This is a genomic window from Herpetosiphon gulosus, from assembly GCF_039545135.1.
Classification (GTDB): domain Bacteria; phylum Chloroflexota; class Chloroflexia; order Chloroflexales; family Herpetosiphonaceae; genus Herpetosiphon; species Herpetosiphon gulosus.
In genome coordinates, this window is sequence record NZ_BAABRU010000002.1 from 257,832 (window position 1) to 273,571 (window position 15,740).

13 protein-coding genes are annotated in these 15,740 nt (G+C 49.6%); 10 read left to right on the forward strand and 3 right to left on the reverse strand.

The annotated features are described in order from the left end of the window. Positions 1-4 precede the first annotated feature (4 nt). Positions 5-2,146, reverse strand: a complete 2,142-nt coding sequence (locus ABEB26_RS03180) for an ATP-binding protein (protein ID WP_345720494.1) — start codon at positions 2,144-2,146, stop codon at positions 5-7. 142 nt (positions 2,147-2,288) lie between these two features. On the opposite strand from ABEB26_RS03180, the gene ABEB26_RS03185 reads away from it, so the two are divergent. Continuing rightward, entirely contained in the window at positions 2,289-2,756 is a 468-nt protein-coding gene (locus ABEB26_RS03185) for a peroxiredoxin (RefSeq protein WP_345720495.1), read from the forward strand. A gap of 22 nt (positions 2,757-2,778) precedes the next feature. Further along, positions 2,779-3,246: a peroxiredoxin gene (locus ABEB26_RS03190; RefSeq protein WP_345720496.1), complete on the forward strand. Its 468-nt coding sequence runs from the start codon at positions 2,779-2,781 to the stop codon at positions 3,244-3,246. A gap of 175 nt (positions 3,247-3,421) precedes the next feature. On the opposite strand, the gene ABEB26_RS03195 is transcribed toward ABEB26_RS03190, so the two are convergent. Then, positions 3,422-4,048, reverse strand: a complete 627-nt coding sequence (locus tag ABEB26_RS03195; protein ID WP_345720497.1) for a response regulator transcription factor — start codon at positions 4,046-4,048, stop codon at positions 3,422-3,424. Positions 4,049-4,276: 228 nt separating this feature from the next. On the opposite strand from ABEB26_RS03195, the gene ABEB26_RS03200 reads away from it, so the two are divergent. The 8 genes from ABEB26_RS03200 to ABEB26_RS03235 all read left to right on the forward strand — a co-directional run bounded on the left by ABEB26_RS03200 (position 4,277) and on the right by ABEB26_RS03235 (position 13,213). Then, a complete protein-coding gene (locus ABEB26_RS03200; protein ID WP_012192298.1) occupies positions 4,277-5,338 on the forward strand; it encodes a rod shape-determining protein in 1,062 nt (353 codons plus the stop codon). Between the two features lie 2 nt (positions 5,339-5,340). Beyond that, positions 5,341-6,231 (forward strand): rod shape-determining protein MreC, encoded by an 891-nt coding sequence (gene mreC / locus ABEB26_RS03205; protein WP_345720498.1) that lies wholly within the window; start codon positions 5,341-5,343, stop codon positions 6,229-6,231. Then, positions 6,207-6,716, forward strand: a complete 510-nt coding sequence (gene mreD, locus ABEB26_RS03210; protein WP_345720499.1) for a rod shape-determining protein MreD — start codon at positions 6,207-6,209, stop codon at positions 6,714-6,716. The genes mreC and mreD overlap by 25 nt, the downstream gene beginning before the upstream one ends. Before the next feature lie 23 nt (positions 6,717-6,739). After that, the gene (locus tag ABEB26_RS03215) at positions 6,740-8,992 is read left to right on the forward strand and encodes a penicillin-binding transpeptidase domain-containing protein (protein ID WP_345720500.1); all 2,253 of its coding nucleotides are present in this window, start codon (positions 6,740-6,742) and stop codon (positions 8,990-8,992) included. Between the two features lie 12 nt (positions 8,993-9,004). Next, positions 9,005-9,784, forward strand: coding sequence for a carbon-nitrogen family hydrolase (locus ABEB26_RS03220; protein WP_345720501.1), 780 nt, complete (start codon positions 9,005-9,007; stop codon positions 9,782-9,784). A 408-nt stretch (positions 9,785-10,192) separates the two neighbouring features. Beyond that, the gene (locus ABEB26_RS03225) at positions 10,193-10,849 is read left to right on the forward strand and encodes an ATP-dependent Clp protease proteolytic subunit (protein WP_012191358.1); all 657 of its coding nucleotides are present in this window, start codon (positions 10,193-10,195) and stop codon (positions 10,847-10,849) included. 64 nt (positions 10,850-10,913) lie between these two features. After that, the gene (gene clpX, locus ABEB26_RS03230; RefSeq protein ID WP_345720502.1) at positions 10,914-12,212 is read left to right on the forward strand and encodes an ATP-dependent Clp protease ATP-binding subunit ClpX; all 1,299 of its coding nucleotides are present in this window, start codon (positions 10,914-10,916) and stop codon (positions 12,210-12,212) included. 143 nt (positions 12,213-12,355) lie between these two features. Then, positions 12,356-13,213, forward strand: a complete 858-nt coding sequence (locus ABEB26_RS03235; protein WP_345720503.1) for an SDR family oxidoreductase — start codon at positions 12,356-12,358, stop codon at positions 13,211-13,213. A 294-nt stretch (positions 13,214-13,507) separates the two neighbouring features. On the opposite strand, the gene ABEB26_RS03240 is transcribed toward ABEB26_RS03235, so the two are convergent. Next, complete coding sequence (locus tag ABEB26_RS03240; RefSeq protein ID WP_345720504.1) at positions 13,508-15,682, reverse strand: spermidine synthase; 2,175 nt, start codon at positions 15,680-15,682, stop codon at positions 13,508-13,510. Between the last annotated feature and the right edge of the window lie 58 nt (positions 15,683-15,740).

Sequence of the window (15,740 nt, forward strand, 5' to 3'; positions counted from 1 at the left end):
GCTGCTATTGATAACTTGCGGCTAATTGGAGGCTAGCTTGGGCTGCGCCCTCAAAATCGCCAAGCAGCTCAAAGGCTTGACGCGCTGCATTAAAACTAGTCCGAGCAGCGACTAAATCGCCCTGCAGCACCCATGCCCGCCCCAAACCAAGTTGGCGCAATGGCGTTGGCTCTAAGGTTAAGGCTCGTTGATACAGCACAACTGCTTCTGAGCCAGCCGCCATAATCAAGGCATGGTAGCCCGCCATTTCGGCATAACGAGCGGCTTCGTGGGCTTTGCCAGCTGCTTCGTAATGACTAGCTAATTGCACAGCAACCATCGGCAATATACCCGCATAATTCTCAGCCAAGGCTTCGGCAGCCCGCCGATGAAACACTTGGCGACGAGCAGGACTCAGCTGCTGCTGCCAAACTTCACCAATCAAGGGATGGGCAATTTGATACTGGCCAGCTTGCTCGACCAAAATACCTTGCTGCAATAACAGATCAAGCATATCAAGCGCTTGATCTTCGGCGCAATGGCTGACCTGTTGGAGCAATTCGAGGGTGCTGTTGATGCCCAAAATCATGGCAGCTGAGAGCAAGGCTTGGGCGGCACTTGGTAAGTTGATTAAGCGCAAGCCTAGTACATCGGCCAGCGAACTAGGAATTTGATCGCTTGGCGCATGCAATAGCTCATGCAAAAAATAGGGGTTGCCACGACTGCGCCGATAGAGTTGAACACTGCGCTGCTGATCGCCGCCTTGTTGCAGCACCAATTGCTCGCTTTCGAGGGGGCTGAGGGGCTGTAATTCATGGCGTTGGGCAATATGGTTACGCTGCCAATGCCAAAGCAAGTTTGCCAATTCCCCCTGTACTTGGTTAGCCCGATAGGTCAAAATGATCAGCACTGACTTGGATTGCAGGCGCTCAGCAGCATAGCCCAGCCAGCCCAGCGAAAGTTGGTCGGCCCAATGCGCATCATCAAGCACCAATACCAACGGCTGATCAGCAAAGAGCAAGAGCACTTGCAACATAGCCTCGAAGATTCGACGGCGTTCTTCGGCAGGCGTGGCATTGCTCAGCGGCGGAATAATCTCGCGCTGTTTGAAATCGGGAATCAAACGGGCCAATTCGCTTTGCCAGTAAGGCGATAGCGGCGATTGTGTTCCAAACAGCCAATCGAACAGCGCGGTTTGGTCAGTCCAAGCTAAAAAAGGCGCAAATGGCAGCAATTGGGTAATTTCTAGCCCACGCGCAACCACCACCTGATGGGCCTCGCGAATTTGGCCCAGCCATGTTTGCCATAAACTGGTTTTGCCAATGCCCAACTCGCCAGTCAGTAACACAACCTGCACGTGGCCATGCAAACTACGTTGCCAAGCAGCATGCAACAGCGCATAATCCGGCTCGCGACCAACCAATTTGCTGGTATTGCGCGGAGTTGGCAAGCGCGGCGATTGAATGCGTGGAGCTGTGGGCGAGCCAAGAATCTGCATCCGCAAAGCTTGAGTGGCTGCTGCTGGCTCTAAGCCTAGTTGCTGCGCTAGTTGATGTTGAAAATTGGTGTAGTATTGCAAGGCATTGGCCCGTTGATCAAGCGCCAAACATGCTTGAATTGCCGCTTGAACGAATGGTTCGTGCAACGGATCAACACTCAAACTATGGCTGGCAAGTTGCAGTTTTTGCTGCTGATCGTTGGTCGTTTGCAAAGCTTGTTCAAGCAGTTGTAGATAATATTGATGCAAACGATTGCGCTCGTACAACAGCCACAATTCAAACTCTGGGGCATCGCGTAAGTTCAGGCCATCGAGCAACGGGCCGCGATAACAATTGAGCAAGGTTTGAAGATCAGGCTGGTGCAATTGCCACAGCGCCTGCAAATCATTCCAAACTGCACTCCCCAAACTCAGCCGATCATCGTGGCTACGAATGCAGCCCTCGCCGAGCTGTTGGCGCAACTGCCAAAGACAATTGCTCAGATTCTTGCGTGCGGCGCTACTGCTACTTTCGGCCCAGAGCAAACCCAAAATTCGCTCACGCGGTTGCGGTTGGTTGTGACATGCCAAATAGGCCAACAGCGCCAGCGCTTTAGCATTGGTTAGGTGGATCGCTGTTTGATTGTAAAAAATTTGGGGCTGCCCCAAAAAATAGCAGCGTAGATCCATCGTCAATTCCCAACCCAAAATCAACTAGGCAACCATTTTAAACCAAAATCACCCAATGGCGGAAGCGACTTGGGAAACCAAACAGGAAAGCCACCAGCGATAATCAAGCCAGCAAACCCGATTTAGTGCTGGAGCAAGACCCATGACAACCGCAACCACTGGCAAACTCCAAGTTGGCGACCAAGCCCCAAGCTTTCGCTTACCCAACCAAACTGGGGCAATGGTCGATTTACAAGATCTGTTAGGTAAAAAGCATATTGTGCTGTTTTTCTATCCCAAAGATGATTCGCTGATTTGTGTCGCCGAAGTTTGTGCTTTTCGCGACCAATACGAGGTGTTCAAACAAGTTGGAGCCGAAGTAATTGGCGTGAGCAGCGATTCAGTTGAGTCGCACCAGCAATTTGCTGCCAAACATCGCTTACCATTTACCTTGTTGAGTGATGGAGATAGTGCCGTGCGCAAGGCTTATGGCGCAATGACTTTGGGAATTTTTACGGGCCGCGTCACCTATATTATCGATCCACAAGGCACGATTCAGAATATTTTCTCATCGCGCTTGAATGCCCAAAAACATATTGACGAATCGCTACGAATTTTGCAACAACATTAATCTTGAATTGGAGGGTTAATCAGTGACTACTGCAACTGCTGGCAAATTAGCTGTTGGTGATCAAGCCCCGACCTTCAGCCTGCCCAATCAAGCAGGCCAATTGGTCGATTTACAAAGCCTGCTTGGCCACAAGAAAATCGTCTTATTTTTCTATCCTAAGGATCATTCGGCTGGCTGCGTGGCCGAAGTCTGTGCCTTTCGCGACCAATATGAAGTGTTTAAGCAAGCGGGTGCTGAAGTAATTGGCATTAGCAGTGATTCGGTTGAGTCGCACGAACAGTTTGCCGCCAATCATCGCTTGCCGTTTACCTTATTAAGCGATCGCGAAGGGGCAGTGCGTAAACTCTATGGCGCAACCACTTTAGGCATTTTGGCAGGCCGTGTCACCTATATCATCGATCAGCACGGCACAATTCAGCATATTTTTTCATCGTTGCTAAATGCCAACAAACACATCAGCGAAGCCCTACGCATCATCAAAGAGGCTTAGAGTTTAACGACGACATTTTTAATCACGAAGGACACGAAGAGCACAAAGGTTGATTCTGTGGTGCTAATCGATTGGCTGGCACTTCAGCCAACCCGGCCTTGGCGTGCTTCGCGTTCTTCGCGGTTCCATCGCTTTCCCCTTACTTCATCCTTCATCCCTCATCCTTCATCCTTCCTCATGTGAGGCTGATCAATTTTTGGCGCACGGCAAGACTAACAGCCTCGGTGCGATTGGTTGCGCCAAGCTTGCCCAAGATATTTTGCACATGCACTTTGACCGTGCGTAAAGCAATATCCAGCTCAAGCGCAATTTCGCCATTGGAGCGACCACGCCCTAGCAGGTGCAGCACTTCCAACTCGCGCGGGGTTAATGATTCAGGTTGGGGATTGCTCACGCCTGCCACCAGTTTGGCAGCAATATCCGGCGCAAGGTGGGTGCTACCCTTGGCAACGGCTTGAATCGCCGAAACCAACTCATCAGCCGAAGCATCCTTTAATAGATACCCCTTGGCCCCAGCTCGCAAGGCGGCCCAAATAAATTCATCGGTGGCATAGGTGGTGAGCACCAGCACTTTAGCTTGGGGCCAACGCTGACAAAGTTGGCCAATCGCGGTGGGGCCATCCATCACCGGCATTTGTAAATCCATCAAAACGACATCAGGTAGTTCTTGAGCATACAGATCAAGTGCTGCTTGACCGTTGGCAGCCTCGCCTACAATCTCGATCGTTACTTCATCCTCTAAAACAGCAATCAAACCCTCACGAACAATCCGTTGATCTTCAACAATTGCAACTCGAATCATGGCAACATCCTCGGTGATGGCGGTTTTAGCGCCTTGCTATCAGCTAGCTATCAGCTTAACACGGGTCTAGCCCGATCTGATTATGCTATAATGGCGCTTATACGAGGGCCAAAAGCCCTTCTTTTTTGGATAAAAAACCCGCTTGCGGGGCTGTGGCTCCGGCCTGTACCTTGACTTCTTGCCAATCATCCACGCGAGCGCTGCAGCAGAAAGATCATCGCACTATATATGTTTAGATCATTTTTTCGCTCATTTAGCCGCGATATTGGCATGGACTTAGGTACTGCCAATACTTTAGTCTATTTACGCGGTAAAGGCATTGTTATTTCTGAGCCATCGGTGGTGGCTATTGATAAACGTACCGGAATTCCCCAAGCGTTTGGCGCTGCGGCCAAGGCGATGGTTGGGAAAACCCCAGCCAATATTGTAGCAGTCCGCCCGCTCCGCGATGGTGTGATTGCCGATTTCGATGTAGTCGAAAAGATGATGAAATATTTTTTCGACCAAGCCCATAAACATGTTGGCGCGAGCATTGCTGGCCGCCCACGCGTGATCGTTGGCGTACCCTCAGGCGTGACCGACGTGGAAAAACGCGCCGCTCGTGATGCCGCAATGAATGCTGGCGCTCGCGAAGCCTATGTGATCGAAGAACCAATGGCGGCTGCTGTTGGTGCAGGCTTGCCTGTGACCGAACCAACTGGCTCAATGGTTGTCGATATTGGCGGCGGTACGACGGAAGTTGCCGTCATTTCGCTGGGCGGGATTGTAATTAACCACTCGTTGCGCACCGCTGGCGACGAAATCGACGAGGCCGTGATTGCCTTCGCCCGCCGTGAATATAACTTGTTGATTGGCGAACGCATGGCCGAGAAAGCCAAAATCGCCGCTGGCTCAGCCTACCCGCTCGAAGAAGAAATCAAAGTTACCCTGCGTGGTCGCGATTTGCTGACAGGCTTGCCCAAAGCGATTGAAATTAGCAGCATTGAATTGCGCGAAGGTATCGCTGGCCCTGTGGCCAATATTGTTTCCGAGGTACGCACGGCCTTGGAAGAAACCCCGCCAGAATTGGTCGCCGATATTATGGAGCATGGTATTACCTTGGCTGGTGGTGGCTCGATGCTGCGTGGCCTTGATCGGCGGATTGCTGCTGAAACCAAAATGCCAGTCCATATCGCCGAAGATCCGTTGTCGTGTGTGGCACGCGGCACAGGCAAAATGATCGAGGAATTTGATAAATACCGTGACACGATTCGGCGTTCGCAGGAATCGCGTCGCATCAAACGTGGTTAGTCATGTTAAGTCGTTCCGGCAATGCTCAACGGGCAACCAAGCTGATTGTTTGGCTGGCATGTCTTGTGGTTGTGCTGTTATTGCTCGATCAACAGGGGATTCTCACGCCAGTTACCGATAGCACGGCTCGTGTTTTGACTCCAGTTACGCGCACGCTGACGAATATTCGTTTAGCGATTAGCGATACCTTTGGCGGTATTTTTGGCTCGTCGCAAGCCGCCCAAGATTTGGCTGCCTTGCAAGAGCGGGTAACCGAGCTGGAAAACGAAAATGTCCAATTGCGCAGCGCTGCCGCTGAAAATACGACCTTGCGCCGCACCGCTGGTATGCGCGAACGCTATGGCTGGCGCACGGTAATTGGCAATGTGGTCAGTCGCTCCGCCGATGCTGGCAATCGGGTGATTAGCATTGATCGTGGTATTGTTGATGGCTTGGCGGTGGGCATGCCGGTGGTTTCGCATGTCAATGGCAGCCCCGATGCGTTAATTGGCTTGGTCGATACGGTCAGCCAGCATAACGCCACAGTTTTGTTAATTACCGATGCACGTTCGGTGGTGAGCGGTCAGGTATTATCGCAAGTCAACAGCGAACAAGAAAGTGGCAGCATTAGCCAACCCATGGGCGATGTACTTGGTCAATGGCAGCTTGGCTCACGCCTGATTATGCGCCATATCGATCGTGATGCTAAATTCAGCGTTGGCGACGATGTGTTGACCGCTGGCATTAGCAAAGCGTTGGCCTTCGATGCACCTGCGGCGCGGATTCCGCCCGATGTGCCGATTGGCCGTGTCAGCGCAATTCGCCCTGACGGCCACGGTCAACAAGCCGATATTGAACCATATTTTGATCCTGATGTGGTGCGGACTGTATGGATTATCGTCGGCGAAGATTAAGCGAACGGCTGCGCGGGCAGCTTTGGTTGGCCCTGATCGTTGGATTAACCGTGATTATTCAGACAACCCTATTGCCAACGATCTTTAATGCGCACTTGAATTTGGTGTTGTTGGCGGTGGTGTGTTGGACACTCCTGGCGGATGCAACCAAGGGTGCTGCTATTGCTATGTATGGCGGCTTGCTGATTGATGTGGTTGGTTACTCGCCGTTTGGCAGTCATGCCTTGGCCTTGTTACTGGTTACCTGGGTTTGTAGCCTTGCTGCCGAGCGTTTTCCACCCGATACATGGCCAACTTCGCTCTTGCTAACCATTGGGTTAACCCCGCTGTATCACTTAATTACCCAAGTGTTTCGCGGTGGCACCGACGATTGGCTGAGTTGGGCAATTGTGGTGCTTGTGCCAGCTATGATTATCAATGCGATTGCGGTTTTGCCAACCTTCCTCGTTTTGCAATGGTGGAACGAGCGCAAAATCCGCCACTAAACCTTATCATCAAGGAGAACCCTATGCGCGGTCGCTTGATCGGCTTACGGGTCGTGAGCTTAATTATTTTTGTGGTCTTGCTCGCACGCTTGCAGCAATTGCAATTTGGCAGCAGCGCTGCATCCTCACGTGCTTCAATTGAGCAAAATATTACCCGCCGCGATTATGTTGCCCCCCAACGTGGCGAAATTTTTGCCAGCGATGGCACAACGCTGCTAGCAGCCTCGGTTCCAACCTCGATCTTGGGGATTCAAGCTGAATCACTGCCACGCAAACGCGCTGATCGCAATGCGGTGTATCTGCGGCTGAGTATGTTGTTGCCCTTCAGCGATACTTTCACGCTCTCACCAACCACCAAATTACAAGAAGATCCAGCGTTGGCCGCAGCAATTTATGCTATCTCGCCAATTTTGCCTGCCGATACCAACTTCGCACCAGCGCAATCGATCACGGTGACCGTGCCGATGGGCAAGGCTTTGACTGCGCTGCAATTGAGCCAAGCCTATACTGATGTGATCACCCTGCAACCTGGGGTTGAAAAGATGCTTGCCAAAGCCAACTTGCCAGGGTATTTGGTTGTGCCCGTTGCCAAAAATATTCCTGATGATGTGGCCTTGGCGATTCGCGAAAATGCGCTGGCCTTGCCCGGCGTGCGGGTGGTCGATGGCTTCCAGCGCGATTACCCACTGGGTGCCGAAGTTCAATCGCTCTCGCATTTATTGGGCTATATGATTCGGATTAACGATAAGCAACTGGCCCGTTATAACCCCACCAATGATGCTGACGGCCCGCGCCAATATCTCGAAAGCGATTTAATTGGGGTTGATGGGATCGAAAATTATTATGAATCGACCTTGCGCGGCAAACTCGGCACAAATCAAATTTCGGTTGATGTCTGGGATCGAATTGTCGGCGAGCCAACGGTGTTGCAGCCAATGGAAGATGGCAAAAATCTGATTTTGAATATTGATATGAATTTGCAGCAAGCCAGCGAGGAAATTTTACAAAAATGGCTCGATGTTGCCGATCAACGCCGCGTGCGCTTAGCCAACACACCGGGCAAAGATCAAGCTAAATATGCCTCATACGACCCCATTAACAAAGGCGTGATTATGGTGATGGATGTCAACACGGGGGCTGTTTTGGCCTCGGTCAGCTTGCCAGCCTACGATAACAACGCCTTTAATCGCGGTGAGGTCGAGGAAATTACCGATTTATTTACCGATGAAGAAAACACACCCTTGCTGCATCGGGCAATTGCTGGTAAATATCCGCCTGGCTCGACCTTCAAGCAATTTACTGCTGCCGCTGCCTTAGATAGCGATATCATCAACCCTGGCACGCAAATTCAAGACCCAGGCTTTTTGATTGTGCGCAACGAATATAACGAAGCCTTGACCAACCAATATCCCAACTCCAATCGTCGCGCCAATGGATTGATCAACGTTTCTGATGCGTTGAAAGTCTCATCGAACGTCTTTTTCAACACAGTTGCTGGCGGCACCGATTATGTCACCAATCTCAAACCAACCGATCCCCAAATCAAAGGTGGCTTGGGGATTGATCGCTTGTATGAGACGGTTTCGGGCGAGTTTGGCTTCGATAAATTGACCGGAATCGATTTGCCAGGCGAAGATTCGGGGATTATTCCCAATAAAGAGTGGAAGAAACAGCGCCGTGAACGTTGGGGCGTTGGCGATACCTATATCGCGGCAATTGGTCAGGGCGATGTGCAAGTTACGCCCTTGCAATTGCTGCGTGCTACCGTCGCTACCGCCAATCGTGGTTCAGTCTATCAACCACAAGTCGTCAAAGCGATTACCGATTTGAACCGCACCGATACGATCACGCTTACCCCAGTGATTGAACATACGATTAATCTGGCACCTGAGCATTGGGCAATTATTCGCGAAGGCATGCGCCGCTCAGTGCGTGATTCCGATGCCTACAATCGCATCGCCAACAACAATAACAAACCAGCAGGCGCAATTTTGGCCGATATCGATCGGCTGGATTTGGCAGGCAAAACCGGAACCGCCGAGTATGCCGAAGGACCATATTTGCGTTCGCACTCATGGTTTGTTGGCTTTGCACCGTTCGATAATCCTAAGGTGGCGATTTTGGCCATGCTCGAAGGCACTGGCGATTTAGGTGACGGTTCGGGGACATTGGCCTTGCCAGCAGTAGTTGATGTGCTGCGAGCCTATAATGGCGAAGCCTTCCCCGATATCAATGGTAATTTGCCTACGCCTGCGGCTGGCAGCACTGGTCAATAGAGGGAAAAATCCATGCAGTTAACTGTGGCGCTTGGCCAAATCGCTTTAGTGTTGGGTGATCGTGAAGCCAATTTAGCGACGGTACGCCAAATCGCCGCCCGTGCCGAGATGGTTGGCGCAGATCTACTGGTGCTACCAGAGTTGTGGGGCACTGGCTATATGCTGGAGCAAGCCCACACGTTGAGCGATCCGCTGGGCAAGGGCTTGTTTGAAGAAGTTGCGATTTTAGCGGCCCGCCATCATTTGGCGATTATTGGCTCACTGCTTGAGCGGGATGGCAAGCAAGTTTATAACACTGCCACGCTGTATGATGCGCAGGGCAAACGCCTGCATAGCTATCGCAAAACCCACCTGATTGGCTTGATGCAAGAAGATCAATACTTGGGGGCTGGTCAGCAAGCTGAAATTTTTGACACTGCTTGGGGCAAAAGTGCGTGTGCCATTTGCTACGATTTGCGCTTTCCTGAGTTGTTTCGGCGTTATGCCTTGGCTGGCGCAGGAGTCATAATTATTCCGGCTGAATGGCCAACCGTCCGCATTGAGCATTGGCGAACCTTACTTCGAGCACGGGCAATCGAAAACCAAGCTGTGGTGATTGCATGTAATCGGGTTGGCAGCGATCGTGCCAATCAATTTGGTGGTCATTCAGTTGTGATCGATCCTTGGGGCAATGTTTTGGTTGAGGGCGATGATCAATCTGGCCTGTTGACTGCAAGCGTTGATCTCGACAGCGTTGCCAAAGCCCGCGACTTCCTGCCAGTTTTCCGCGATCGACGGGTTGATTTGTATTAAGACGAGGGATCAGGAGCTTGGCTTTTGATCCACGAAGGACACGAAGCAGCGAGGGGTCAGGGATCAGGGGCTAGGGATCAGATGCTATACAATTTTAAACTGCCCGCTGATCCCTCAACCCTCAACCCTCTGCGTTAAAGTCCAATGCCTGAAGTTTGGATCTTATGTTCTATGCTCTATGTTCTATGTTCTATGCTCTTTTTCATCCTTCATCCTTCCAACGGGTGGTTGCACAGTTCCCCTGAATGGTGGATAATCAACCAGCAGAATGGTGGCATCGACAAGTGTTGGAATCGTGTTAACATTGTGATGCAATGGAATGGCCCTCTGCCATGCGCGAGGTTTTTCGGGTAGACTAGAAGCATCGACCGAAGTGCGCCGATGCGCACCGTTGCAAGGAGGCTTGCTATGTCCTGGTTTCAATGGCTCTCACCTGCTCACGACATTGTGGCAGCGAAATCGCCCTCGATGGTTGTTCCCTACGTTGTAGAAACAAGCAGCCGTGGCGAACGAGTTTATGACATCTACTCACGTTTGCTCAAAGAGCGGATCATCATTCTCGGTACTCCGATTGATTCGCAAATTGCGAATGTGTTGGTGGCTCAATTATTGTTCTTGCAACACGATGACCCCGATCGCGATATTTCAATCTATATCAACAGCCCAGGCGGCGAAGTCAACGCTGGCCTTGCGATCTACGATACGATGCAGATGGTTTCACCCGATATTGCGACTTGGTGTGTTGGTTTTGCTGGTAGTATGGCTACGCCAGTTCTCGCTGGTGGGACCAAAGGCAAACGCTATTCCTTGCCCAATTCAACCATCCACATGCACCCAGCTGGTGGTGGTGCTCGCGGCTATGCGCCTGATGTCGAAATTCAAATTAAAGAGTTGTTGCGCTTGCAAAATATTGTGCGTGGCTTGCTGGCAAAAGATACTGGCCAGCCGATCGAACGCATTGCCCGCGACTTCGACCGCGATTTGTTTATGACACCAGAACAAGCCAAAGAATATGGTATCATTGACGAAATTACGACCCACATTGAAGCTGGGCAACAAGATTAATTGAGCAACAAGGATGATGACGCGAGCAACGAAGCTCGCGTCGTCACCAATGGGAGCAATTCCAATGGCGCAATCCGCCTTTATGCCACCGACCTATTACTGCTCGTTTTGCGGGCGGAACCAAGATGAAGTCGATCGCTTGGTCTCAGGTCCGGGGGCATTGTTTATTTGCAACGAATGCATTGAGCTGTTAAGCGCAATTATTGCTAACGAGGAGCGTAAAGATGCTCCGAATGCCCCAACCCTACCACCAACGCTGCCGATTCCTCACGCTATTCGCGATCATCTCGATGAATATGTGATTGGCCAAGATCGGGCAAAAAAGGTGATGGCAGTGGCGGTGTACAACCACTACAAGCGATTGCGTGCCCAAGCCCAAGGCGATACCGATGTCGAAATTCAAAAAAGCAATATTTTGTTAGTTGGGCCAACTGGCTCAGGCAAAACGCTGCTGGCCCAAACGCTAGCCCGTATGCTTGATGTGCCATTTGCGATCGCCGATGCTACCGCATTAACCGAGGCTGGTTATGTTGGCGAAGATGTCGAGACGATTCTGCTGCGTTTGATTCAGGCCGCCGATGGCGATGTTGATCGCGCTCAAATGGGCATTTTGTATATCGACGAAATCGATAAAATCGCCCGCAAAGCCGATAATCCATCGATCACCCGCGATGTTTCAGGTGAGGGCGTACAACAAGCCTTGCTAAAAATCCTCGAAGGCGGGGTGGTCAATGTACCGCCAATGCCAGGTCGCAAGCATCCTCAGCAAGAATTTATTCCCTTTGATACCACCAATGTATTGTTTATTTGTGGTGGGGCGTTCGAAGGGCTAGAACACCATATCGCCCAACGTTTGGGCAGTGGCGGCACGTTGGGCTTTGGCAAAGCGATTGTCAAAGAAGAACGGATCGAGCGTTCCAAAAAATTGCTATCACTGGTTAACCCCGACGATCTGTTACATTTTGGCTTTATTCCCGAGTTTATCGGTCGCATGCCAGTCGTTGCCGCGCTCACGCCGCTCGATAAAGATGCCATGATGCGGATTTTGACTGAGCCACGCAACGCAATCATTAAGCAATATCAAAAAATGTTAGCACTTGATCACGTGCAACTCGAAGTCAGCGGCGATGCCATGGAAGCGATTGTTGAGCGAGCTTTGGCTGGCAAAACAGGCGCTCGTGGTTTACGCACTGCCGTCGAAGAAATTTTGCTTGATGTGATGTTCGATTTGCCCTCGGAAACCGATGTTGTGCGCTGTGTGATCACTGCTGAAACTGTGCGTGATGGCGCAATGCCAACCCTGATTCGGCGAACCAGCAGCCGCAGCCGTGCCGGCAAGCAACCAACCACGAAAGCTAGTTAAACGCTATTTTGATGTCATGATGCCTCGTTCTCGTTGAGAGCGGGGCATTTTGTTTTAGCGTTTGTTGCCATGGCTTGACACACTGCGTAAATCGCGGCATCCTGCTAGTAGCACATGTAATTTGTGGCTTTTATGGAGGCACTATGAAAGGTAAAGTTTGTTTGGTCACTGGGGCAACTGGTGGTATCGGCAAGGTGACGGCCTTAGAACTCGCTCGCCAAGGCGCAACGGTCGTAATTATTGGGCGGCATCCATTGCGCACCGAAGGCGTTACCGAGATGATCAAACGCGAAACTGGTAACCCCAATGTTAGCTATATTCTGGCCGATTTATCCAAACAAGCTGATGTGCGACGGGCAGCGGCTGAATTTCTGAGCAAGCACGATCAATTGCATATTTTAGTAAATAATGCCGGAGCCTTCTATAACTCACGCCAAGAAAGCAGTGATGGCATTGAATTAACTATGGCGCTGAATCATTTGGCCTATTTTCTGTTAACCGACTTATTGTTGGATACGATCAAAGTCAGCGCTCCTGCCCGGATTATCAATGTTTCATCCGAGGCCCATCGCATGGGCGCAATGGATTTCAATGATCTTGAAGGCAAGCGCAAATGGGGTGGCTGGCGTATGTATGGTCGTTCCAAATTAGCCAATATTCTGTTTACCAAAGAGCTAGCCCGACGTTTGGCTGACACCGATGTCACAGTCAACTGCTTGCATCCAGGCGTGGTCTCAACGGGCTTTGCGGCCAACAATGGCTTCTTTGGCATTGCCATGCGTAAATTAATGGATCTTGGCTCGATCAGCGCCGAAAAAGGTGCAGAAACCACCTTGTATCTGGCAACATCGCACGAAGTTGAGCATCTCACGGGCTTATATTTTGATAAAAAGAAGCCGCGTGAATCCAGCCCAGCCTCGCATGATCAAACTGCTGCTGAAAAGCTCTGGGAGTGGAGCGAAGCCAAAATCAAGCAAATTAGCGAGCAACAAGCAGCGTAAAAAGGGATGAAGGATGAAGGATGAAGATCAGTGGCTATAGGCTATATATAATGGTTCATTGGGTTCATGCCCTCACCCCCTAGCCCCCTCTCCCGCCCTGCGAAGCGAGGGGGAACCGCTCCAGCAGTGCTCCCCTCGCCCGCCGCAGTGGGAGAGGGGCTGGGGGTGAGGGCATGGAAGCACTGGTTGTTAATGCTGTATACCATTACAGATAGCCTATAGCCATGTTCCATTCTGCGTTAAAATTTCCTTGTGGGCTTCTAGCCCCTAATCACTCAATTCCTGACCTTTCGTTTATTGCCAAGCATACAACGTGGTAATAATGCTCGAATAATCGTCAGTCCACAAACGATCGTTAGGTCGATTTTGTAAAGCTTGCCATTGATATTGATCGATAAATTGTTGATATAAGGCTTGATTCTTGGTAAAAATCACCCACTTGGTGCTAATATTGCCCTCTTCGAGTACCGATTGATCGGTATTATATTCATGTACTAATGCTAATAAACCAAGCTCCGCCGCTAAATCGTATAAAACTGGCTCTAAATTGAGATAGCGATTTGAAATATGAAAAGCGATAATCCCATCAGCTTTGATCTTGCTCAGATATAATTCAATCGCCTCAAACGTGATTAAGTGAGTTGGAATTGCATCGGAGCTATAGGCATCCATCATCAATAAATCAAATGGTTGGGTTTCATAGGCTAACGAAATTCGGGCATCACCTACAATCACTGGTGCTTGCGGCGTACATTGGCTCAGAAAGCTAAAAAATTGTTGATTTTGAGCAATATCAATCACCACGGGATCAATTTCAAAATAGCGCCAAGTATCTTGTGGTTGGGCATAACAGGCAGTTGCCCCGCTGCCCAAACCAACAACTCCAATCGTTTTTGTAGATGGTTGTTGATTTACAATTTGAAAAATCTCGTTCAGTGGCCCATTTAAACTATAATAGGTTAACGGGCGTTTGCTTAATGCTGGATCAAGAAATTGCATGCCATGTAGGGTAGTTCCGTGCATCAATAAATGCAAACGATTAGCTGAATTAACGACCCGATTGACTCCGAAAAAGCTACGTTCTTGATAAATAACCGTCGATTGACTAAAACCAATGATTGAAACAACGCTGAAAAATCCGCCAAGGCTCAAGCCAAACGCCAAAGGATTACGCGATTGAGTATAGGCAACTAGCATTGCCACCGAAAATAAGATTGCATAGCCAACCGATTGGCCATGATAATCAAAGGCCTTAATTCCCAAAACTAAACCGATCGTTATCAATATCATTAACCCAGGTATACGTAATAACTTGAGCCATTCTTGGCGATTGGTAGGTTTAGGTTTTCGCCATGGCGCAAGCATCAGCGCCAAACACAACATCAACGGATATTCCCAAACCGCATCGAAGATTAACGGAGCGATTAATCCATTGAATATGCCGCCAATCACGCCGCCTAACGACATAAGAAGATAGAATTCGGTTAATTTTTGTGGTTCAGGCCGATCATCAGCTAGTTGTTGATGTAGAACCATGGTTACTACAAATAGACTCAGCAAGTGCAAAATCAAGAGCAAGAGAATTGGGCTGTTGGCTTCGGAAATCATCGTTAGGATAATTAACATCACCAAAATTGGCATTAGCCAAATTAATGCTTGTTTTGGAATAATAACTTTATTGGCAAAAACAAAAATAAATGTCAACAAATATAAAGCTAAGGGAATAACCCAGAGCAAAGGCATCGCCACAATATCAGTGGTAATAAAAGTTGTAACACTCACTAATAAACTTGAGGGTACTGCTGACCATGCAATCCATTTGATCCGACGTTGCCAGTTTATTGATTGAGTTGGCTGCATATTTTGGCTGATAACTGCTTGTGGTGCGCGTTGCCAAACCCGTATGCCACAACCAATAAACAACAATACCAACAACAAATAACCCCAGCGCCAACTAGAGCTTTGAATCGCAAGGCTGGTATTTGGCTCAATAATCAGCGGATACGCCAAGAGTGCCAACATACTGCCAACATTGCTCATCGCATATAACACGTAAGGATTACGATTTTGCTCACTTGTGCCAAACCATGCTTGTAGTAACGGGCTACTAGCTGAAACAACAAAAAATGGCAAGCCTAAGGCAACTGCAAATAAACTCAACAGCCAAGCAATTGGAAAATCAGTGGTCGGTGCTTGCCAACCAGCCGGAATTGCAATTGGCAATACTAACAAAGGGGTTAATAAGAGCCCACAATGAATTAATACTTGTTGGCGTGGCTTAAAATATTTGGTCAGCAAGTGCGAATAGCCATATCCTAGCAATAACATGGTTTGATAAAATACGAGTGCTGTATTCCAAACTGATGGTGCACCACCAAGCAACGGCAAGGCCATTCGAGCAAACATCGGCTGAATAACAAATAATAAGCTGGCACTGGTAAAAATGGTTAATGCAAATAATAATGGCATAGATTAATTCCTATTGCTGAGCATGGCGAATCAAACATTGCCGTAATCCAAACTCCAA